The sequence below is a fragment of the Hymenobacter convexus genome, from assembly GCF_030580955.1.
GTDB lineage: Bacteria > Bacteroidota > Bacteroidia > Cytophagales > Hymenobacteraceae > Hymenobacter.
Window position 1 is genome coordinate 233,237 of the sequence record NZ_JAUQON010000004.1, and the last position, 22,607, is coordinate 255,843.

General features: G+C 62.2%; 17 protein-coding genes. 5 read left to right on the forward strand and 12 right to left on the reverse strand.

The window, feature by feature from the left end; all coding sequences use genetic code 11:
* Positions 1 to 30: 30 nt before the first annotated feature.
* From Q4S41_RS10225 to Q4S41_RS10275, 11 genes are all read right to left on the reverse strand, one after another.
* Entirely contained in the window at positions 31 to 747 is a 717-nt protein-coding gene (locus tag Q4S41_RS10225; RefSeq protein ID WP_305031010.1) for a phenylalanine-4-hydroxylase, read from the reverse strand.
* Positions 748 to 979: 232 nt separating this feature from the next.
* The gene (gene aroF / locus Q4S41_RS10230) at positions 980 to 1,984 is read right to left on the reverse strand and encodes a 3-deoxy-7-phosphoheptulonate synthase (protein ID WP_305031011.1); all 1,005 of its coding nucleotides are present in this window, start codon (positions 1,982 to 1,984) and stop codon (positions 980 to 982) included.
* A 151-nt stretch (positions 1,985 to 2,135) separates the two neighbouring features.
* Positions 2,136 to 2,915: a tryptophan synthase subunit alpha gene (trpA, locus tag Q4S41_RS10235; RefSeq protein ID WP_305031012.1), complete on the reverse strand. Its 780-nt coding sequence runs from the start codon at positions 2,913 to 2,915 to the stop codon at positions 2,136 to 2,138.
* A gap of 20 nt (positions 2,916 to 2,935) precedes the next feature.
* Complete coding sequence (trpB, locus tag Q4S41_RS10240; RefSeq protein ID WP_305031013.1) at positions 2,936 to 4,141, reverse strand: tryptophan synthase subunit beta; 1,206 nt, start codon at positions 4,139 to 4,141, stop codon at positions 2,936 to 2,938.
* Positions 4,138 to 4,872: a phosphoribosylanthranilate isomerase gene (locus Q4S41_RS10245; RefSeq protein ID WP_305031014.1), complete on the reverse strand. Its 735-nt coding sequence runs from the start codon at positions 4,870 to 4,872 to the stop codon at positions 4,138 to 4,140. Before Q4S41_RS10245 ends, trpB begins: the two co-directional genes overlap by 4 nt.
* Positions 4,873 to 4,881: 9 nt before the next feature.
* Positions 4,882 to 5,709, reverse strand: coding sequence for an indole-3-glycerol phosphate synthase TrpC (trpC, locus tag Q4S41_RS10250; RefSeq protein WP_305031015.1), 828 nt, complete (start codon positions 5,707 to 5,709; stop codon positions 4,882 to 4,884).
* Between the two features lie 49 nt (positions 5,710 to 5,758).
* Positions 5,759 to 6,754, reverse strand: a complete 996-nt coding sequence (gene trpD / locus Q4S41_RS10255) for an anthranilate phosphoribosyltransferase (protein WP_305031016.1) — start codon at positions 6,752 to 6,754, stop codon at positions 5,759 to 5,761.
* Positions 6,755 to 6,903: 149 nt separating this feature from the next.
* A complete protein-coding gene (locus Q4S41_RS10260) occupies positions 6,904 to 7,473 on the reverse strand; it encodes an anthranilate synthase component II (protein ID WP_305031017.1) in 570 nt (189 codons plus the stop codon).
* Positions 7,474 to 7,484: 11 nt separating this feature from the next.
* The gene (locus Q4S41_RS10265; protein ID WP_305031018.1) at positions 7,485 to 8,912 is read right to left on the reverse strand and encodes an anthranilate synthase component I family protein; all 1,428 of its coding nucleotides are present in this window, start codon (positions 8,910 to 8,912) and stop codon (positions 7,485 to 7,487) included.
* Between the two features lie 343 nt (positions 8,913 to 9,255).
* A complete protein-coding gene (locus tag Q4S41_RS10270; RefSeq protein WP_305031019.1) occupies positions 9,256 to 10,488 on the reverse strand; it encodes an alpha/beta hydrolase in 1,233 nt (410 codons plus the stop codon).
* Positions 10,489 to 10,491: 3 nt separating this feature from the next.
* Positions 10,492 to 11,187: a hypothetical protein gene (locus Q4S41_RS10275; RefSeq protein WP_305031020.1), complete on the reverse strand. Its 696-nt coding sequence runs from the start codon at positions 11,185 to 11,187 to the stop codon at positions 10,492 to 10,494.
* 665 nt (positions 11,188 to 11,852) lie between these two features.
* Between Q4S41_RS10275 and Q4S41_RS10280 the strand changes: the two genes are divergently transcribed.
* The 4 genes from Q4S41_RS10280 (at position 11,853) to Q4S41_RS10295 (ending at position 18,517) form a co-directional block, all read left to right on the forward strand.
* Entirely contained in the window at positions 11,853 to 14,864 is a 3,012-nt protein-coding gene (locus tag Q4S41_RS10280; RefSeq protein WP_305031021.1) for a SusC/RagA family TonB-linked outer membrane protein, read from the forward strand.
* 12 nt (positions 14,865 to 14,876) lie between these two features.
* Positions 14,877 to 16,526 carry a RagB/SusD family nutrient uptake outer membrane protein gene (locus tag Q4S41_RS10285; protein ID WP_305031022.1) on the forward strand — a complete coding sequence of 550 codons (1,650 nt, stop codon included), beginning with the start codon at positions 14,877 to 14,879 and terminating at the stop codon, positions 16,524 to 16,526.
* A gap of 147 nt (positions 16,527 to 16,673) precedes the next feature.
* On the forward strand, positions 16,674 to 17,498 hold the full coding sequence (locus Q4S41_RS10290; protein WP_305031023.1) for a SusE domain-containing protein: 825 nt from the start codon (positions 16,674 to 16,676) through the stop codon (positions 17,496 to 17,498).
* 170 nt (positions 17,499 to 17,668) lie between these two features.
* Complete coding sequence (locus Q4S41_RS10295; RefSeq protein ID WP_305031024.1) at positions 17,669 to 18,517, forward strand: N-acetylglucosamine kinase; 849 nt, start codon at positions 17,669 to 17,671, stop codon at positions 18,515 to 18,517.
* A gap of 76 nt (positions 18,518 to 18,593) precedes the next feature.
* On the opposite strand, the gene Q4S41_RS10300 is transcribed toward Q4S41_RS10295, so the two are convergent.
* Positions 18,594 to 21,464: a DUF4961 domain-containing protein gene (locus Q4S41_RS10300; RefSeq protein WP_305031025.1), complete on the reverse strand. Its 2,871-nt coding sequence runs from the start codon at positions 21,462 to 21,464 to the stop codon at positions 18,594 to 18,596.
* A 154-nt stretch (positions 21,465 to 21,618) separates the two neighbouring features.
* On the opposite strand from Q4S41_RS10300, the gene Q4S41_RS10305 reads away from it, so the two are divergent.
* Positions 21,619 to 22,575 carry a DUF2279 domain-containing protein gene (locus Q4S41_RS10305; protein WP_305031026.1) on the forward strand — a complete coding sequence of 319 codons (957 nt, stop codon included), beginning with the start codon at positions 21,619 to 21,621 and terminating at the stop codon, positions 22,573 to 22,575.
* The last annotated feature ends 32 nt before the right edge of the window (positions 22,576 to 22,607 follow it).

The window sequence follows — 22,607 nt, forward strand, 5'->3', positions numbered from 1 at the left end:
AACTGCCTTGCGCTGAAGCACTCCAACCAGCTACGCCGTGGCCAACATGCCCGCCAGTTCGCCCACGCACTCGCTCAGCTGCTCCCAGGACGGCAGCACGAAGTACTGGTTCTGGTAGCGGGCGCCGGTCACGGGCGTGCGCAGCACGGTGGCGAGGTCGAACACCGGCCGGGGCGTGTTTTCGTTCACGCAGTGGTGGATTTCGCCGGCCGACGACAGCAGGCCCGCCCCGTAGAGCAACGGCTGGCCCTCGTGCTGCACCAGGCCAAACTCGGCCGTGAAAAAATAAAGCGCCCACAGCTGCTCGCGGGCCGGCGAGCCCACCGGCTGGCGGCGGTAAGCCTGCCCCAGCACGTGCAGGAAATCGGCCAGGCCTTCGTCTAGCAGCATGGGCACGTGCCCGAACAAGTCGTGAAAAAGGTCCGGCTGCGGGCTGAAATCGAAGGCGTGCATGGGCCGGATGCGCGTCACAATCGGAAACTGGCGCTCGGCCAGCAGCTCAAAAAAAGCCGCCGGCTCGAAAGGCCGGCCCACCGGGGCCAGCTGCCAGCCCGTGTGCGCCCGCACGGTAGCGCTGAGCTCGGCAATGTCCGGTATGGCCTCCCGGCGCATGCCCAGTTGGGCCATCCCTCGGTTGAACGCGGGCGCCGCGCGCTTGTGCAGCAGCGCCGTCTGGCGGTCAAACAGAATTTTCCAAATCAGTTGGTCCTGGCTGGTGGCGGTGGCGAGGGGGCGGTTGGTGAACATAGCGAGGCAGCAAAAAAAAAGCCCGATATCCTGACGGATTCGGGCTTTTACTGGTTTCTAGTGAAGGAGGAGCATTACGCCTTATTCTTCCATTCTGCCAATAGTAGCCCGAGCTGGCCCTGTTTGGGGCAAGTCATTAGAAAGCTAATATTGACGTGTTGGTGGCGCATGATTGAAACGAATTTAAGAACGACTTTTCAAAAAGCAAGCATTCGAACTTATTAATTTTTCATTACTCCAGCTCACCGCGCAGCTTATATACGCGCCGTAGGTTGCGAATGAGCCGGGCCGATTCGTCGAAATCCAGCGTCTGGGCGCCGTCCGAGGCGGCGGTTTCGGGCGTTTCGTGGGTTTCGTACACGATGCCGTCGGCGCCGGCCATCACGCCGGCCAGCGCCATGGTGGGCACGTATTCGCGAATGCCAATGCCGTGCGAGGGGTCCACAATGACAGGCAGGTGGCTTTTGGCTTTCAGAATGGGCACCGCGTTCAAATCCAACGTATTACGGCTGGCCGTTTCGAAGGTCCGAATGCCGCGCTCGCACAAAATCAGTTTCTCATTGCCGCCCGAAAACACATACTCGGCCGACGACAACAACTCTTCAATCGTGCCCGAGATGCCGCGCTTAATCATCACCGGCTTATCGACGCCGCCCAGGGCATCGAGCAGGTTGAAATTCTGGGTGTTGCGAGCGCCCACCTGGAACACGTCCACGTAATCGTGCATCTCCTCTACCTGCGATACCTGCATCACCTCGGTCACGATTTTAATGCCGTGTGCCCGGGCCATGCGGTGGAAGTCCTTCAGGCCGTCCATGCCCAGCCCGCGGAAGGCGTAGGGCGACGAGCGGGGCTTGAACACGCCGCCACGCATGAGCTGCACGCCGTTCTCAACGAGGTGCGCCATCACCTTTTCCATCTGCGCTTCGCTCTCGATGCTGCACGGGCCGGCGCACAGGGCCAGGGTGCCCTCGCCAATGGTCACGCCGTCGCCGAGGTCGAGCACGGTGGGCCTCACGCGCCACTTGCGGCTCACCAGCTTGTAGTCGTCGCTCACGCGGTGCACGTCGCGCACGCCGGGCAGCTGGCCGATGGTGCGGATGTCGATATCTTTTTTGCCAATGGCCACCAGGTAGCTCGCGTGCTGGGTCGTGACTTCGGTGGTTTTATAGCCCTGCTGCTTCAGGTGCTCGGCAATGGCGGGCACGGAAGCGGTTTTTTCGAGTTGGATTATCACGGATTAAGGTCAGGAAAATTGAACGCCATGCTGAGCGGAGGCGCAGCCGCAGTCGAAGCATCTCTACTGCAATAGCAAATCAATCGATGCAACGAAGCGGTAGAGATGCTTCGGCTGCGCTCAGCATGACGTTCTGCTTACTTGTTAATAATTAAGATTTAATGCCCCGCACAAAGCGCCCGGCCGTGGCCGGCGCATCCTCGGCATCCTCCAGGGCGCGGATGAGAGCGGAGCCGATGATGGCGCCCTCGGCGTGGCTGCAGGCGCGGTCGAACCCGGCCTTATCGGCGATGCCGAAGCCGATGAGGCGCGGGGTTTTGAGGTTCATGCCGGCAATGCGCCCAAAGTACTGTTCCTGCGCCTGGAGGTCGGGCAGCGTGGTGCCGCCGGTGGTGCCGGGGCCGGATACGAGGTAGAGAAAGGCATCCGACAAGGCATCGAGGCGGCGGATTCGCTCTTCCGAGGTTTGGGGCGTGATGAGAAATACCGCTTTCAGGCCGTATTGCTGAAACAGGGCGTGGTATTGCTCATCATACTCATCGAGCGGCAAGTCCGGCAGAATCAGGCCATCGACGCCTACTTCGGCGGCTTTTTGCAGGAATTTTTCCATCCCAAACTGCAGCACCGGGTTGAGGTAGCCCATGAGCAGCACCGGCGTTTCGGGCACGGCGGCGCGCAGCTCCCGGAGCTGTTCAAACAGCACCGGCAGGTTCATGCCGTTGGCCAGCGCCACGGCGCTGCTGTGCTGAATGACGGGTCCATCGGCCAGCGGGTCGGAAAACGGCATGCCGATTTCGAGGATGTCGGCGCCAGCCTCGACCAGGGATTTGGCGAGCGGCAAGGTATCGTGCAGGCTGGGATAGCCGGCGGTGAAGTACATGTTGAGCAGGTTTTGCTTGCTCGCGAAAGCTTGGTGAAGGCGGTTGTTCATAATCACTAGGCGGGCGGAGGCTACAGGAGCTTGTCCATGTTCTTGAGGTAGGTTTCCAGGTCCTTATCGCCGCGGCCGGAGAGGTTTACTACCACTACGTCGTCGGGGCCAGCGCCGAGCTGGCCCAGGGCGGCCAGGGCGTGCGCCGTTTCCAGGGCCGGAATGATGCCTTCGAGGCGGCTCAGCTCCGACACGGCGGCCAGGGCTTCGTCATCGGTAATGGCAATGAATTCGGCCCGGCCCGAGGCACCCAGATGCGCGTGCAGCGGCCCGATGCCGGGGTAATCCAGCCCCGCGCTCAGCGAGTAGGGCTCGGTAATCTGGCCGTGCTCGTCCTGCATCAGCAACGTGCGGCTGCCGTGGATGATGCCCGGTGTGCCCAGCACCGACGTGGCCGCCGAGTGCCCGGAATCGACGCCGTGCCCGGCCGCTTCCACGGCAATGAGGCGCACCGACGGCTCGTCCAGAAAATGGTAGAACGCGCCGGCGGCGTTGGAGCCGCCACCCACGCAGGCCACCACGTAATCGGGCAGTTCGGTGCCGGTTTTTTCCAGCAGCTGGGCCCGCATTTCTTCGCTGATGACGGCCTGCAGGCGGGCCACCAAATCGGGGTACGGGTGCGGGCCCACCACGGAGCCGATGATGTAGTGGGTGTCGACGGGGTTAGCAATCCAGTCGCGTATGGCTTCGTTGGTCGCGTCTTTCAGGGTTTGGCTACCGCTTTCGGCGCGCCGCACCTCGGCCCCGAGCAGGCGCATGCGGGCCACGTTGGGCGCCTGCCGCTCCATGTCCACGGCGCCCATATACACCACGCAGGGCAGGCCCATGAGGGCGCACACCGTGGCCGTGGCCACGCCGTGCTGCCCCGCGCCGGTTTCGGCAATGATGCGCTTCTTGCCCAGCCGCTGGGCCAGCAGAATCTGCCCCACGGTGTTGTTGATTTTGTGGGCGCCGGTGTGGCACAGGTCTTCGCGCTTCAGGAAAATGCGGGTGCCGTAGCGAGCGGAGAGGCGCTTGGCCTCAAACAGCGGCGTGGGCCGGCCCACGTAGTCGCGCAGCAGCAACTGCAGTTCGGCCTGGAAACCGGGGTCGGCCAGGATGTCGAGGTAGCGGGTGCGCAGCTCCTCCACGTTGGGGTAGAGCATTTCGGGAATGAAAGCGCCGCCGAACTCGCCGTAGTAGCCCCGGGCACTGGGTTGCTGATAGGAAGTGGTTGTGGGAGTCATATAAATAGTGCGCCGGGGCGCAGTTGAGTGAGCATTTGCGCCAGGCGGCGCGCGTCTTTCACGCCGGGCGCGGTTTCAAAACCACTGTTCAAGTCCACGCCGGCCAGCCCGGGCAGGTTTAGGGCCCCCAGTTCGGCGGCATGTTCCAAACCCAGCCCACCGGCCAAAAAGTAAGGCACGGGCAGGTTGTAAGTCGACAACAAATTCCAGTTGAAAGTGGCCCCGTTGCCACCGGGCGCCGCGCCTTTGGTATCGAAGAGAAAATAGTCGCAATACGGCACGTAAGGCAGAAGGGCATCGAAATCGACCTTCTCCCCCACTGCAAACGCCTTCATCACCAGCAGGCCGGCCTCGTTCAATTCCTCGCACTGCGCGGGGGGTTCCTGGCCGTGCAGCTGCACGGCAGCGAGGCCGAAGCGGTGGGCCGTGGCGAGGATGTTTTCGGTGGACTCGTTCACGAACACGCCCACTTTCCAAATAGCTGGCGGCAGGGCGCGCACCAGTTCAGGGGCGAGCGCCTCCCCCACAAAGCGAGGTGACTTCGGGGCGAAAATGAAACCCAGAAAATCCGGTCCCAGCTTGGCCACGTCGGGCAGCGCCGCGGCATCGCGCATGCCGCACACTTTCACCAGCAACCGCGGCGGCGCGGCGGCGGCCACTGGCGGCACTACCGCGCCGGGCACGCCGGTGGCGAGTGCCAAAGCAGACAGGTTGGGGCGGGGCGTTTTCATTTCCGGCAGCTAGGCAATGGCGGATTCGGCTTTGGGCAGGGCTGCGATTTCCTGGACCAGGGCTGCACAGGCCCGCTCGGGCCGGGCGTGGCGCATGAAAGCCTCCCCGAGCAGAAAGCCGCGGTAGCCGGCTTCGCGCAGCCGCCCGATGGCGGCGGCGCTGGAGATGCCGCTTTCCGATACTTTCACAAACTCATTGGGAATGGCGGCGGCCAGTTCCAGCGAAGTATCAAGGCTCAGGCTGAAGTCGTGCAGGTTGCGGTTGTTCACGCCAATCAGGTTCACGGCATCGGCGTTGGCTGAGCGGGCCAGCTCGTCGGCGTCGTGCACTTCGAGCAGCACTTCGAGGCCCAGCGAGCGGGCCAGGCGGCCCAGCGAGGCAATTTCGGCGGGCGTGAGCACGGCCGCAATCAGCAGCACGGCATCGGCGCCGATGCTTTTGGCTTCGAGAATCTGGTACTCGTCGACTACGAAATCCTTGCGCAGAATGGGGCAGAAATTGAAGCGGCGGGCCGTGGTCAGGTCCTCGTTCTTACCGCCAAAAAACTCGGCGTCGGTGAGGATGGACAGCGCCGCCGCGCCGGCCTGCATGTAGCCCAGCGTGGTGCGCTCCACGGGCGCGTATTGGTTTATCCAGCCCTTGGAGGGCGACTTGCGCTTGAACTCGGCGATGAGGCCGCTGCCGTTTTCGCGCAGCAGGTACTGGCGCAGCGACAGCGGCTGCGAGTGGAAATACAGACTGCTTTCGAGCAGCTTCACGGGCACCAGCTCGCGGCGGCTGGCTACTTCCTTGCGCTTGTGCGCAACGATGGTGTCAAGAATGGTGGCTTGGGACATAACTTGTAAAACAGCGGCGCGCGGGATTTGCGTCGCGCCATGTAGAAATTTATTGAGTGGCCAGCATAGTTTCGAAAGCCCTTTTTGCGGCGCCCGAATCCAACGATTCGCGGCTTAGCGCCAGGGCATCGTCCCAGCTCAGGCCGGGGCGGACGCAACGCAGGGCCAGGCCGGCGTTGGCCGTCACCACGTTGCGCTGGGCGGCGGTGCCGGCGCCGTCCAGCACTTGCTTGAACAGCTCGGCGGCGGCGGCTACCGTGGCGCCGCCGGCCAGTTCTTCGGCCGTGCAGGTGGCCAGGGCCAGGTCTTCGGCCGTGAGCAGGCGCTCGCCCTCAAACGAGGAAACCACCTTGGCCGGCCCGGTCAGGGCCAGCTCGTCGTAGCCATCGAGGGCGTGCACTACGGCGTAGCGGGTGCCAGTAGCCTGCATCAGGTAGTGGTACACGCGCTGCAATTCGAGGCTGAACACACCGAGCAGCTGGGCCGCGGGCCGGGCCGGATTCACCAGCGGCCCCAGGATGTTGAAAAAGGTGCGCAGCCCCAGCTCGCGCCGCACGGGCCCCGCGTGCCGCATGGCCGGATGGAAAGCCGGCGCATGCAGAAAGCAGATGTTGGCGCGCTCCAGCTGCCGCCGCAACTGGTCGGAGCTGGCCTCAAAATCGTAGCCGAAATGCGCCAGTACATTGGAAGCCCCCGACACCGACGACACGCCGAAGTTGCCGTGCTTGGCCACCCGCACGCCCGTGCCGGCCACCACAAAGCACGCCAGCGTGGAGATGTTGATGGTGTTTTTGCCGTCGCCGCCCGTGCCCACAATGTCGAGCACTTCGCGGGTGCCCAGCTCGGGGTCGCGGCTCAAATCGAGCAGGGCCTGTCGGAAACCGGCCAGTTCGGCCACCGTAATGGGCCGCATGCGGTACACGGCTAGGAAGGCGGCAGTTTCAGCCGGGTTGGCGCCGCCTTCGCCCAGCTGGCGCATGGCGGCATGGGCCTCGGCATGGGTCAGGGGCTGGTGGTCGAAAAGCTTGTTGAGAATCTGTTTCAAAACTTGATTTTGGCGAAGCGCCTTTGAACGTCATGCTGAGCGCAGTCGAAGCATCTCTACCGCTTCGCTGCAAAAGCATTGATTACTTACACGGTAGAGATGCTTCGACTGCGCTCAGCATGACAACCTTTTAATTCTACAGTGGCCACTTAGCTCAGCCAGTTTTCCAACATTTTGGCGCCGTGTTCGGTCAGGATGCTTTCAGGGTGGAACTGCACGCCGCGCACGTCGAACTGGCGGTGCCGAAAGGCCAGTACTTCACCGCGGGCGTCGCGGGCGGTGGTTTCCAGCTCGGCGGGCATGGTTTCGGGGCGCACGGCCCAGGAGTGGTAGCGCCCCACCTGGAAGCGCGGCGGCAGGCCGGCAAACAGCCGCTCGTCGGGTACAGTTACCTCGGCTTCGTTGGCCACGCCGTGCAGCACGGCGGGCATGTTGTAGAGCGATGCGCCAAAGCTCTCGGCCAGCCCCTGGTGGCCCAGACACACCCCCAGAATGCGTTTAGTGGGCGCGTAGGTTTTAATAATGTCGGGCATCAAACCCGCATCGGCCGGCACGCCAGGCCCGGGCGACAGCATGATGGCATCGAAGGGCGCCACCGATTCCAGCGTCAGCTGGTCGTTGCGCGTTACGGTCAGGTTGGAGCCGTGACCGAGGTCGCGCAGCAGATGCACCAAGTTGTAGGTGAAGGAGTCGTAGTTATCGAGAACGAGGATTTTCATGCTTTTCATTTTTATCGAACTTCACCTGCTGCCCGCAGCGCCGCGCGCAAGGCCCCCAGCTTGTGGTGCACCTCTTCCAGCTCCGACTGCACACTGGATGCCGCCACTACGCCGGCCCCGGCCTGGAAATACAGTTGGTTACCGGTGCTCAAAAAAGAGCGAATCATGATGGCGTGGTTGAAATTGCCGTCGAAGCCGAGGTGGCCAATGCAGCCGCCGTAGTACCCCCGCGCTGTGGGCTCCAGCCCATCAATCAGTTGCAGAGCGCGGTGTTTGGGCGCACCTGATAGGGTGCCGGCCGGGAAGGTGTCGGCCACTACTTGCAGCGTGTCGGTGCCCTCGTCGAGCTGAGCCGTGACGTGGCTGACGAGGTGAATGACGTGCGAATAGAATTGGATTTCGCGCAGCGTGCGCACCTGCACCTGGGTGCCGTGGCGGGCCAGGTCGTTGCGGGCCAGGTCCACCAGCATCACGTGCTCGGCGTTTTCCTTGGGGTCGGCGGCCAGGCGCTGGGCGGCGGCGGCATCGGCGGCGTCGTCGCCAGTGCGGCGGTAGGTGCCCGCAATGGGGTACAGGCTGGCCTCGCGGCCCTGCACCAGCACCTGCGCCTCGGGCGAGGAGCCGAAGATTTTGTAGTCGCCGTAATCGAAGTAAAACAGGTAGGGCGAGGGATTGATAGACCGCAGCGCCCGGTACACGCTGAACTCATCGCCCGAAAAACCCTGCTGGAACCGGCGCGACAGCACTATCTGAAACACGTCGCCGCGTAGGCAGTGCTGCTGGCCCTGCGTGAGGCGCGCCAGAAACTCCGCATCGGTCTGGTTGCTCTGCTCCTCTCCCACCGTGGCAAAGTCGAAGGCCGGCACGCTGGGGTTGCGCACCAGGTTTTCGAGGCGGTCGAGGCCATCGGCTTCCGCGTATTCTTCGCCCGCCACACGGTGCTCAAATAGAAACAACTCCTGCCGGAAGTGGTTGAAGGCGATGACGTAGCGGTATACGCCGTAGCGAATCAGCGGCACGTCGCCGGCCGGCAACTTGGTTGTGTTAAACGTCACGTCCTCAAAGCTCTGCACCGCCTCGTAGCCCATGTAGCCAAACAGCCCGGTGCTGATAAAAGGCATTTTGGCCCCCGCCGCATCGGGTTCGAAAGCGGCGGCGAAGCGCCGCAGCTCGGTTAGGGCCTGGCGGGGCTCCTGCATAGCCATGCTGCTGAGCGGCTGGCCCGGCAGCGCCCGCCGCAGCTCGCCCCCGCGCCGCAGCTCAAACGTACCCAGCGGCTCACACACCAGGTAGCTGAAGGCGTTTTGCTGGCCGTGGTAGTCGGCGCTTTCCAGCAGCAGGCAGTTGGAATATTGGTCGCGCAGGCGCAGGTACAGGCCCACCGGGGTCACGGTGTCGGCCAGCAGGCGGCGGTGGCGGGTGATGAGTTGGTAAGGCACGGATGCAGGTAGTAAAAGGCTGAGCCAAAGCAGCGGCTCGATTGGAAACAAAAGCAAAAAGCCCGGCGAGTGGCCGGGCTTTCGTGGTTAAAGGCGAAATCGAAGGATTTCACTAAGCGCACAGACAGGCCGGTCCGAAGTTTCGGAACTGCCACCACCAAGCCTGAGAAGTACGCTGAAAATTCATGAGAAAGGATGCGCTTTTCTTAAACGCGTTGCAAAGATAAAAGAGCTTTGTTGAAATAACAGCAAGTTATTTCGATTCCTGATACGACAATAACACGTTTTTGGTTCGAAGACTGGCTATTTTACAAGTACGGCACCGCTCATCCGACTGTCCCGCTTATTTGGGAGGAGCGGCAGATGCCTTCGGCAACTCTTTGAGCCCGAACAGAAACCGGTACGCCGCCGGAAACTCGCGCCGCCAAAACCACTCGCGGTGCTGCCCATCGGCCGGGGCGTGAAAGGAAATATTCGCGGCGGGCACGCCTTCCTTCCGCAACTCGTCGCGCCAGGCCGTCATCAGCGGCAGCATGGTCTTCGATTCTTTGGTGCCGCTCACGAAATAAAAACGGGCCGAGCGGGACGCCGGGTGGGTTTTGGCAAAGACCAGCAGAGAATCATTACACACCCAGAAGGCTGGCGAGAAAGCTCCCACCTGCCCAAACACGCGCGGGTATTTCAGGGCGGCATACACCGAAATCAGCCCGCCCAGGCTGGACCCAGCGATACCGGTATGAGCCGCATCGGGCCGGGTGCGGTAGTGCGCATCCACGTAGGGCTTGAGGGTGAGGGCCAAAAAATCGACGTACTGACGGCCCTGGCCGCCCCGGTGGGGCTGGTCCTTCAGCTCGGCCTCGGTGCTAACCCATGGGATGTACTCGTCGGAGCGGAACTGGTCGCCATTGTCAATAGCCACCACAATGCTGCCGGTGGCATCCTGCCCGGCCTTGCGTAGGTGGTCAAGCGTTTCGTCTACGCCCCATTCGCCGTCGAAGCTGGTGGCGTCGTCGAACACATTCTGGCCATCGTGCAGGTAGAGCACGGGGTAGCGCCGGGTTGGGTTGGCCGCGTAGTCGGCGGGCAGGTATAGCCAGATGCGCCGCTGCCGCCCCAGCTGCGGCATGGCAAACGAAGCCGACAACAGGCGGACCTGCGGCGTGGCGGTGTGCTTTTTCGGAACGGCGGGGGTGCCGCTCTGGTCGTCCCAGGCCAGCACCCGGTTGGCGATTTCGCGGGTCGCCGTCAGGTCGGCTTTGCGGTTGGCGATTTGCTGGTTCTTGTCGTCCACTTCCACCGTCGGCCAGCTGCCCCGCGTGAACTTGTATTCGATGCTGCCCAAGTTCGAGGGCAGGCTGATTTGGTAAGTACCGTCGGCTTGCTTCTGCAAGGCATAGCGGGCGCTGTGGGCGTTCCAGTTATTGAATGAGCCCGCCACGAACAGGGTATCCGTGGCAGGGGTAGCGGCCGGCACCCGGGTTAGCCGGAGCGTGGTCTGGGCGCAGGCGGTGCTGCACGCCACGCCAATGGTGCCGACGAACAGCGCCGCGCGTTTCAGCAGTAAGTGGGGGCTCATGGGTTAGCGGATGGTTTCGCCGGAGCCGGCGCCGCGCTCGGAGGCATCCATTTTGCGCAACGTGTAAACGGCGCGAACGGAGTCGACGCCCGGCAGGCCATTGGCCTGGAAGTCGAGGAGCGAGCCCTTTTTCTGCGGACCTTTGATGAAGTGGCGGTATTCTTCGGCCGACTCGCGCACCACGTACAGGAAGCCCGACGACGGCACTTTCAGGCGCGAATAGAAGCAGCGGCCGTCGCCGGCGGGGCGGCGGGTGTCTTCGGCCACGGCGCTGGTGCCCAGCAGGCGGTACTTGTTCACGTCGGCACCGGGCGCGGCCAGGTTGCCTAGGCCGTCCACAAACACCTCGCGGCGGCTCATGAGATGTTCCAGGTCGAGGGTTTTGAGCAGGCCCAGGTTTTCTTCGGACATGATGAGCTGCTGCACCGATTTGCCGGGCGCGGGCTCTTCGTAGTACACCAGCACGGGCTTTTTGATTTTGACCTTGCTGACTACCATGGGCGGCGGCGCGTCCTCATCGGCGCGGCCCGACTGAATGGCCGAGTACACGGGCGGCGGCTTCGGGGCGCCTTTGGAGCCGGGGGCCTGCTTGCTTTTGCCCTTGGGCACGGGCTTGCGGGTGCCCGGGCGGGATTGGGCGGCCGCGTCCAAAGCAGCAGTTGCCGCGAGCAAGACAACGAGCAGTAGGTGCTTTTTCATTTTCTACGGAAAAGCCAAAAGTAAGGACCAGCAATTCGTTCTGCAACGCGCTGGGCGAAAGGCCTGCCTCACGGAAGTACCATCTGCAGCCCAGCCCGCGCCGGCACCAGCGGTAGCCGGACGGCCAAGTTAGCGCGGCGCCCGCAATCGCGGAAGGCGGCGGTTACTTCATCAAAAATGCAGCTTGCACCGGGGAGGTTTGCGCGCTGAACCAATTTCCGGTGGCCGGCGTCATCGCATAGCGCACCGGCAAAGAGCGTTAGCAGCAAAATGGCGGTGCCGGATACGCAAGCAGGAAACCCACCACCGACAGCAAACAGGGACACGAAAAATCACGCCGACAATTTCTTTTTTCAAACCATTGCGCAAACGTTTGCAGCTGACTATTTTAGCGAAAAATTTGGCCAAACGACCATTTCGGCGCATTTACAGTACATCTATTTGTTTATCAATTAAATAATAAGTAAAAAGCCCATTTTTCTGGCTGAAATAAATTGTAGTCGTGCATAACACTTTTACGGTAACATTTGGGCCCGAAAGCTGTCATACATAGGCGTTAATGCCCTTTTGTGGGTAACTTGCCGCCCCTTTCTCCAACACGCGCTTACCTCTACCCAAACCCTACACTCCCACCACACATTTTTTCCCACCAACAATCGTTTCCCATGAAACACCCCTATCTAGCGAAACTACTGTTTTTGCTACTGTTCGCCGCCTTCGGATTCCCCTCAGGAGCCCAAGCCCAAACCGGCTCCGTCAGCGGCCGGGTCACCGATAGCAAAAACGAAGGCATCCCCGGTGCCACGGTCCTCATCGATGGCACTACGCTTGGGGGCTCGTCCAACATCGACGGTACTTACAGCATCCAGAATGTGCCAGCTGGTCCGCACACCCTGGTTATCTCGTTTGTGGGCTACAACTCGGTGCGCCGCCCCATCACAGTGACCAGTGGGCAAAATACGGAAGCATCCGCCGGCCTCACCGAAAACGCCACGCAACTGTCCGAAGCTGTGGTGGTTGGTTATGGCACGCAGCGCCGCCAGGACGTGACCGGGGCCGTGGCAACGGTCGACTCCAAGCAGTTTGTGCAGGGCCAGGTGACGAACCCCGAGCAGCTCATCCAGGGCAAAGTGGCAGGTGTGGCCATCACCACGGCCGGCGGTGCGCCGGGCACGGGTACCACCATTCGCATTCGCGGCAACTCGTCGCTCAACGCCAATAGCGACCCGTTGTATGTGATTGACGGTGTGCCGGTAGACAAAGACGGTATCAGCGGTGCTTCCAACCCGCTCTCGCTAATCAACCCCAATGACATTGAGACGTTTACGGTACTGAAGGATGCCTCTGCTACGGCCATTTATGGCAACCGCGCTTCGGGGGGCGTTATCCTCATCACCACCAAGCGGGGCCTGCAAGGCGAAAAGCTGCGCGTGGAGTTGAACTCGCAGGTGGGCGTTTCGACCGTGGCGCGCCGCTACGAGACGCTGAGCACCGACCAGTTCCGCAGCCTGATTCAGGCCAACGGCTCGCGCTCGCAGGCCGCCACCCTGGGCCAGGCCAGCACCAACTGGCAGAACGAGATTTTCCGCACGGCCGGCACCTACGACAACACGGTGAGCATCATCGGCAGCGTGGCCAAGGTGCCTTTCCGCGTGTCGTATGGCAACCTGTATCAGGAAGGTATTGTCATCACCAACAACCTGAAGCGTAACTCGGGTTCGGTGAGCCTGACGCCTACCCTGCTCGACAACCACCTGCGCATCGACATCAACGCGAAGGGTACGATGGTGGATAACCGCTTCGTGGATTACGGCACGGTGGCCAACGCGGCCCTGTACGACCCCACGCAGCCGGTGTTCTCTACCGAGTCGCGCCTGGCGCGCTACGGTGGCTACTACCAGTTCACCAACTCGGTGGGCCAGCCGCTGGGCAACGCCCCCGGCAACCCGGTAGCCGCCCTGAACAACTCGAACAACACCAGCCGCGTGAAGCGCCTGATTGGCAACGTGCAGTTCGACTACAAAGTGCACGGCATTGAAGGCCTGCGCGCCAACTTGAACTTGGGCCTGGACGTGTCGCGCGGACGCGGCAGCAACACCATTGCCGCAACCGATTTCGGCACCTACAACAGCCTGTCGGCCGACCCGGGCCGCAACGGTTCGTACAGCCAGTACTCGCAGGACAAGGACATGAAGCTGCTCGAAGCCTACCTGGCTTACGGCAAGCAGGTGGGCGGCACCAAGTTCGACGTGCAGGTGGGCCACGCCTACCAGTCGTTCACCAACCAGGGCCCCCTGTTCCTGACCTACCGCCTCAACCTCGATACGCTGGTGAACCGGAAGGATGTGCTGACCGTACCGGGCTACTACAACCGCAATGTGCTCATCTCCTACTTTGGCCGTGCTACCGCCAACGTAAAAGACAAGTACCTGCTCACCGCGACCCTGCGCAATGACCAGACTTCGCGCTTCCGCCCGGGCTACCGCAGCGGCTGGTTCCCGGCCTTGGGCTTGGCCTGGCGCATCAAAAACGAAGATTTCCTGAAAGACAACAACCTGTTCTCGGAGCTGAAGCTGCGCGCCGGCTACGGCCGCACGGGCCAGCAGGACATCGGCGGTGCCTACGACACGCAGCCGCGCTACGTGGTGAGCGGCTCGACTACTACTTATCCGTTGGGCGGCGTGAGCACGGTGGTGCCCACTTACAGCCCGCAAGGCTACAACGCCATTCTGACCTGGGAAACCACCAACACCTACAACGCCGGTTTGGACCTGGGCTTTATGGACAACCGCCTCACCGCAACGGTAGACGTGTATGAGCGCCGCGCCAGCAACCTGCTGGCCCTGGTAAACTTCTCGGCCGGTTCTAACCTAACCAACCAGCTCAACGCCAACATTGGCTCGATGCGCAACCGCGGCATTGAAGTGGGCATCAACTACGGCATCCTGCGCAACGAAGGCCTGACCTGGGACGTGAACCTGAACGGCGCGTACAACGTGAACAAAATCACGGACCTGGGCCAGCAGCAGGAAGGCTTTAAAGGCTACAAAGTGGGTGGCATTGGCGGCGGTACCGGCAACACCATCCAGATTCAGGCCGTGGGCCAGCCCATCAACTCGTTCTTCACCGCCCAGCAGGTGTACGGCGCCGATGGCCGCCCGGTAGAAGGCGTGTACGTGGACAAGGACGGCAACGGCGTTATCAACGATGCCGACTACAACTTCTACAAGCAGCCCGCGCCGCTCGTAACCCTGGGTTTCAGCTCGAACTTAACCTACAAAAAGTTGGTTTTCGCGTTCACAATGCGCAGCAACCTAGGCAACTACGTGTATAACGCCAATGCCGCAAACTTTGGCACCTACGCCAACGCCCAAGGCTCGACTCTTTTCGTAAGTAACCTGAGCCCCGACGTGCTGAACACGGGCTTCAACCGCCAGCAGCTGTTCTCGGACTACTACGTGCAGAACGCTTCGTTCCTGCGCTGCGAGAACATCTCGCTGGGCTACAACGTGGGCAAAGTGCTCGGCGCTTCGTCGCTCCGCATCACGGCCAACGTGCAGAACGCCTTCCTTGTGACCAAATACAAAGGGGTTGACCCGGAAGTATTCGGTGGTATCGACACCAATTTTTACCCGCGTGCCCGCACCTTCACCCTCGGCCTCGCGCTCGGCATCTAATTCCCACCACTCATGAAACAAGTATTATTCCGGGGGCTGACGGCCCTCACGCTGAGCACGGCCCTGGTTAGCCTCAGCACCTCGTGCACCAAGGACCTGGACCAGACGCCGAAGTTCGAGCTCACGCCCGACAAGGTGTATGTGGGCCTGGCCGGCTACAAGCAGGTGCTCGCCAAGCTCTACGGCGGCTTCGCGCTCACCGGTCCTTCGGGCCCCGGCTCGGGCGACATTTCGGGCATCGACGCCGGTACTTCGGACTACATCCGCCAGTGGTGGAGCGCCCAGGAACTGACCACCGACGAGGCCGTGATTGCCTGGAACGACCCGGGCGTGCAGGAATGGCACCGCCTGAACTGGGATGCCAGCGACCCGCTGACCCGGGGCTTCTACAGCCGCCTGTACTACGAAATTGCCATCTGCAACGAGTTCCTGCGCGAAGCCACCGACGACAAGCTCAACAGCCGCCTGACCAGCGGCGAAGTGGAACAGGCCAAGCTTTTCCGCGCCGAAGCCCGCTTCCTGCGCGCCGTGGCTTACTACCACGTCATCGACCTGTTTGGCAACGGACCGTTCGTGACGGAGCGTGACCCCGTAGGCGGCCCGCTGCCGGTGTACAACACCCGCCAGCAGCTCTACAGCTTTGTGGAAAGCGAGCTGACGGCCCTGACCACCGACCTGGCGCCGGCCCGTAGCAACGAGTACGGCCGCGTCGACCAGGCTGCCGCCCACGGCTTCCTGGCCCGTCTCTACCTCAACGCCGCTGTGTACACCGGCACCCCGCAGTACGCCAAAGCCGCCACGGAGGCCAAAGCCGTAGTGGATGCCGGCTACACGCTGAGCACCACCGCAGCCTTGCCGGTAGCGTCGGCTTACGGCCGGCTGTTTTTGGCCGACAACAACGTGACCCCTGCTAAAAACGAGATTGTGTGGCCCGTCATTTTTGATGTAAACAACGTGCAGAGCTACGGCGGCACCACGTTCCTCGTGAACGGGGCTACCGATGGCGCCGATGCCGTGTGGCAGCGCCTGGTGGGCCAGACCACCGGCTGGGGCGGCATTCGCACCACCAGCGCCCTTTTCGATAAATTCTTCCTGGCTGGAGGCGACACCGCCAAGGACCGCCGGGGCCGTTTCTATACCCGCGGCCAGACCCTGGCCATCAACGACCTGAGCCAGTTCAAGCAAGGCCTGGGCGTGCTTAAGTACCGCAACGTCAACTCGGCCGGGGCCGCCCAGGGCGCTTCGCTGAACTTCGCCAGCGTGGACTTCCCCATGCTGCGCCTCGCCGACATGATGCTGGTGTATGCCGAAGCCGCCACCCGTGGCAGCGGCGACCGCACCATCGCGTTGAACTATGTGAACCAGATTCGTCGCCGTGCTTTCGGGTTGCCCATTGCCACGCCCAGCGCCGTGGCCGACATCACCGATACCCAGATGACCACCGACTTCATCCTGGATGAGCGCGCACGCGAGTTGCACTGGGAAGGCACCCGCCGCACGGACCTTATCCGCTACGGCAAGTTTACGGATGCTACTTATGTGTGGCCCTGGAAAGGCGGCGTGGCTGCCGGCCAGGGCGTAGACCCCAAGTACCGCCTGTTTCCGCTGCCGGCGTCGGACCTGACGGCTAATCCCAACCTGCGGCAGAACCCCGGCTACTAAAGCAATATCCAGGGCGGTACGCAACGTATCGCCCTGGTTAAGCCAGGTTTGAGCGGCCGAGAATTATTTCCCGCCGCCGACACTTTTGCTGGCCCGTCCCTGTTAGGCAGCCAGTTTTCGCTTTCATTCTAATATGATATTGTTCACATGAAAAATTTGCTTACTCAAGCCCTGGCCGTCGCCTTTGCCCTGACGAGCCTGGCTTCGTGCACCAAAGACGAGAACAAGGTGACCGTGGCTCCCTCGGGCACCCTGTCGCTGACGGCCTCGACCAATACGGTGGTGCTGACGCAGCTCAACGACGCCAACAACGCCATTACCTACAACTGGAACGCGGTGAACTTCTCGCTGAGCGGCACCGAGTACACTAAGGCCCCGGCCGTTACCTATCAGGTACAGATTGCTAAATCCGCCGACGGTTTTGGCTACCCGGCGGTGTTCGATGCCGGCGCCAACATGACGAAAACCATCACGGTGTACGACCTGAACAACGGCCTCAACGCCATTGGCATTGCTACCCAGACGCCCGTAGTGGTGTACGCGCGGGTGGTAGCCGTGGTGGGCACCGATACCCACACGTTTGCTTCGGCTCCGGTAGCCCTTACGGCCACAGCTTATCCGGCCTGCGTGGCCCCCAACAAAGACACCTGGGCCCTGGTGGGCCCCGCCGGCCTGGGCTGGCCCAGCGGGGGCGCCACCGAAGACGGCATTCCGATGACTTGGAACTGTGCCCTGCAAGCCTACACGGCACGCACAAACCTTAACGCGGGCGACTTTAAGTTCCGTCTGGACAAGGCTTGGTCTGTTAACCTTGGCGGGGCCGGTAACTTAACCCAGGGGGTGCCCCTGTCGCTCAATGGTGCCAATCTCACCATTGCCACCGCGGGCACGTACACCGTGAAGCTGACGGTGAATGGCGTAAATGGCGTGGGCACCGGCGTTACCGGCGGCACGGTGACGGTTACGCCCTAATCCATTTGTTTTGCACCGGGCCGGAACGGCAAGCCGTTTCAGCACTGGTGAAAAGGGGCCGCTAGGTTGCTAGCGGCCCCTTTTTTATATGTTCTGACCGGCCATTCCACCCCGGCGTTACCGAACTCCTTACTACTTTCGTTGTCCCTCCCAACACATTCCGTTTTTTTATGATTCTAATTGCCGATGGCGGCTCCACCAAGTGCAGCTGGTGCCAGCTCGACGACGCCAATAACCGCGTTTACTTTAACACCGAAGGGTATAACCCCGATTTTATTGATACGGCCGGCATCGTAGCTTCGCTGGAGAAGAACCTGCCCGACACGCTGCCGCGCGAACAGGTGAGCGACGTTTATTTCTACGGCGCGGGGGTATCGTCGGCCCAGAAGGCGGAGGTGATTGCTGGGGCGTTGCGCCAGCTGTTTCCCAACGCCAAAGCGCACGTGACGGAGGACCTGCTGGCCGCTGCCCGCGCCCTGCTGGGCCGCAAGCCGGGCTTTGCCGCCATTCTGGGCACGGGCACTAACTCGTGTCTGTACGATGGCGATAAAATCACCTACAACGTCGATTCGCTGGGCTATTTCCTGGGCGATGAGGGCTCGGGCTCGTTCTTCGGCAAGCGGCTGCTGCGCGACTACCTGCGCGGCCTGCTGCCCGACGGCCTGCAGGAGGCGCTGAAGGAGGAATACCACCTCGGCACGCGCAACGAGATTCTCGACCGGCTCTACAACCAGCCGCTGCCCAACCGCTTCCTGGCCAGCTTCGCCAAGTTTGCCTACGACCACAACAACGTGCCCTACTGCCGCGAAATCGTGCACGAAGGCTTCGAGGCGTTCTTCCAGAATCTGGTGCTGCATTACCCGCGCTACCAGGAGTACACCTTCAACTGCATCGGCTCGGTGGGCTACAACTTCCGCGACGTGCTGACGCAGGTTGCCAAAAGCCACGGCATGGAAGTGGGCAAAATCATCCGCTCCCCCATTGATGATTTGGTGAGCTACCACGAGGAAAACCGGTAGTCCAGCTTTGCTTGTTACCCCAAATAAAAAGGCCGCTTCTTTGCAGAAGCGGCCTTTTTATTTGACTTGAATTTAGTTAGTGCTGCACCACCAACCGGATGGTTTGGGTGAACTGGCCGGTTTGCAGGCGTACGAGGTACACGCCCGCGGCCAGACCATTGATGGGCAGGCTCAGGCTGTGCGGGCCGGCCGACTGCGGCACGCCCGTGGCTAGGGTGCGCACGGTGGCGCCCAGCACGTTTTGCACGGTGAGGGTGACGGCGGCGGGCGTGGGCAGCTCGTAGTTCACCAGCGTGGTGCTGGTGGCGGGGTTGGGCGCGGCACTGAGTTGCAGGGCCGTGGTGGCCTGGGCGCGGGTGGCCAGCAGCGTGGCCCGGCGGATGCGGCGCGAGGTGTACACGGCGTAGGCACCGGGCTGCAGGGTAAGCAACGCGTTCACATTGCTGACGGTGATGCTGTCGCCGGTGAGGTAGTTGTACCACTTGCCGGTGCTCTGGAAGGCGGGGTCCACGGTGGTCGAAACCACGTCGAAGTTGCCCACGATGGTCACCTTGGTGTTGGCGTCGCTCAGGTGGATGGTTTTGCCGGCCCCGGCCAGCGACTGCGTGTAGCTGGTGGGGTTCTCAAACACAGGCTCCTTCTTCTTGAGGTTGATGAGGGCGCGCTGCACCTCGAAGAGCTGGCGGCGGTTGGCGTTCTGGTAGTAGGGCCACACGTCGGGCTTGGCGCTCAGTTTGCACTGGTCGTTGGGGTAGGGCGTGGGCACGGTGCCGTTGGAGCACATGAAGATGGACTTGTCGTAGCCCAGCTCACCGAACTGCCACACCATTTTGGGGCCGGGCACGGTGAAGAAGAAGGCCGATGCCAGCTCGATACGGGCCAGGGCGGTATTGAGGTCGCGGGTGCTGTAGGAGCCCGAAGAGTTGCCAAAGGTGAGGTTTTTGTACATCAGGCGCTCCTCGTCGTGGCTTTCCATGTAAGTCACCAGATTGGGGCTGTTCCAGCCGCGGCCACCCTGGGCGGTGCTGCCATAGTAACCGTAGCTGAAGTTGGAGCCCGACAGGTAGCCCATGGTGGCCTCGTTGTAGTTGTTCACGGCATTGCCCCAAATCATGAAGCCGCTGTTGGCCAGGGCTAGGGCTTCGCTGTTTTCGGGGAAGTGCTCCAGGATGGGATACATCGTGGCGTCAACGCCAATCATGTGCTGGTAGTAATCGAGCCAGATATTGATGCGCGACTGGTCGTAGTTACCGTAGGTGCTGGTGGTGCTGACGCGCTGCGTAAAGCCGCCGGCTAGGTCGAAGCGGTAGCCGTCCACCTTGTATTCCTGCAGCCAGAACGTCATCACCTGCTTTGAGAAGTACTTGGTGAAGGCGCTTTCGTGGTTCAGGTCGTTGTACACGCTGTAGGGGTGCGGGGCCGACTGGTTGAACCAGGGGTTGCTGGCCGACGGGTTGCCGTTGGCATCGGCATAGAGCTGCACCATCGGGCTTTGGCCGGTGGAGTGGTTCAGCACCACGTCCAGAATCACGGCAATGCCGCGACGGTGGCACTCGTCGATGAGCTGCTTGAGCGCGGTTTTGGTGCCGTAGTATTTGTCGGGCGCGAAGTAGAAATCGGGGCTGTAGCCCCAGTTGTCGTTGCCGTCGAACTCGTTGATGGGCATCAGCTCAATGGCGTTGACGCCGAGACGCGAGATGTAGGTCAGCGTGTCGCGCAGGCGCTGGAAGTCGTGGCTGGTCGAGAGGAAGTCGCGCAGGTGCAGCTCGTAAATCACCAAATCGGCGCGGCTGGGGCGCTGGAAGGTGGGCGTGCCCCACACGTAGGGCGTCTGGTTGGTTTGCAGCACCGACACGATGCCCGTGGTCGAGCCCGTGGGGTACGCTTTCAGGCCGGGGTAAGTCAAAGCCGGAATGAACCGGTCGTCGTTCGGGTCGAGGATTTTCTCGCAGTACGGGTCGGCCACGCGCAACGTGCCGTCCACCAGGTACTGGTAGGCGTATTCGCGGCCCGGCGTCAGGCCGTTGATTTGCACCCACCAGCGGTTGCCGTCGGGCGTCTGGTTCATGAAGGCCGAGTTGAGCGTCTGCCAGTTATTGAACTCGCCGATGGCGTACACGAACTGCTTGTTGGGCGCCGTCAGGTTCAGAATTACCGAAGTCCCGCCGTTCAGATAGGTGATGCCATCCTTGGCACCGGCCGGCAGCGCCGCCACCGTCACCGTCGGGCGCACCACGAAAATGATGGAGTCGACCGCCGTCGAGGTGCCGCTGGTGGCCGTGAAGCGCACCACGTTGCGGCCCGTCTGGCCGATGGTGATGTTGCTGGTCAGCGTAGTGGCGCTGGCCTGCGTGGCGACCTGCGTGCCGTTGAGGCTAAAGGCCAGGCTGGCCGACGCCGAGGCCGCGCCGGTCACGCTCACCTGCGTATTGAGGCTCACAAACAACGGGTTGCCATTGGCCCCGGGCGACGGGCTGGTGATGCGCGCCGAAAGCGCCGCCTGAGCGGCATCGACGAAAATGTCGCCGCCGCCGGTGGCGCGGCCCACGAGGGAGCCGTCGGCATTCTTGAATATCATGCCCAGACGCAGCAGCGTTTCGGCCGCCGGGATGGGATAATACGTCCGGGGCGTGATGGTGATGCGGTAGAGGTTGGGGTTGGTGGCGTCGCGCGTCATCAGGGCCGTGGGGTCGGCCGCGCCGAAGCTGGGGCTGTGCACGTTGCGCCAGTTGGTGTTGCTGGAGCTCAGGTTGGTGACGGTGCCAGTCCAGATGTAGACGTTGCCGGTAAAGTTGTTGAGCGCGCCGTTGCCCTGGGAGGCGTCGAAGGTGATGGTGACCGGGGTGGTGTCGGTGAAGAAGACCGGCGAGGTGGTAACCACCTGGGCCTGCACCGTCCAGGCCAGCAGGCTCAGCAGCAGGGTGGTAATTCGGGTAAATGTTTGCATTGGGAATTTTTGGTGGGATGGATGAAGGACCGACGCCTGCTTGCGCAAACGATAGCGCAAGATACGCACCGGCCGCGGAGTGAGCGCGGCGGCCGGCCTACCTTTGCGGACTATAAGTGTCGCTATGAAGTTTGTTGGCCGCTTTTTTGTTCCCTTGCGGCGCTGGTGCCCAGCCGTTTTTCTGGCCGGCCTTTTCGTCGCCGCCGGGGCCGGGGCCGAAGCTCAGGTGGCCCAGCGGCCCGACAGTGTTTCGCAGGTGGCTCCCACAGCTTCACTTTCAGCCTACCCGCTCGATTCGGCAGCCCGGCGCCGGCGCCGCCTGCGGCTGGTGGTGGGCGGCTCGGCCCTGAGCTACGGCGTGCTCTACACGGGCCTCACCACCGCCTGGTACACCGGTGAGCGGGTGCCGCTGCACTGGTTCAACGACCTGCCCGAGTGGCAGCAGCTCGACAAGTGCGGGCACTTCTGGGGTGCCTTCCAGGAAAGCCGCGGCGCTGTCGACATGCTGCGCTGGGCCGGCCTGAGCGAGAAAAAAGCCATCTGGTACGGCTCCTTCGTGGGGTTTGTAGTGCAAAGCCCCATCGAGCTTCTCGACGGCTTCGACCCGGCCTACGGCGCCTCGGCCACCGATTTGGCGGCCAACTTCCTGGGGTCGTCGGCGCTGCTGGCCCAGCAGCTGGCCTGGCACGACATCCGCATCATGCCCAAATGGTCGTTTCACCTCACCAGCTACGCCCCGCAGCGGCCCAACGTGCTGGGCAAAACCGTGGTGGAGCGCTGGCTGAAGGACTACAACGGCCAAACCTACTGGCTCTGCACCGACGTGGGCGCGTTTCTGAAAGCCGGCAACCGCTGGCCGCGCTGGCTGCAGCCGGCCCTCGGCTACGGCGGCCAAGACATGGTGTACAACGACGACGGCACCAACGCGGCGGCCGGCCTGCGCCCCTACCGCCAGTTCTACCTGTCGGTCGACATCGACCTGCGCCGCATCCCGACCCGCAGTTCGGTGCTGAAAAAGGTGTTTTACACGCTCAGCATCTTCCACCTGCCCGCCCCGGCCCTGGAGTACAACCCGCGCAACGGTTTTGGCTTCCACGGGCTCTATATGTAGCGCAAACGAATAGGTCGCGCTACGGGCCGCCT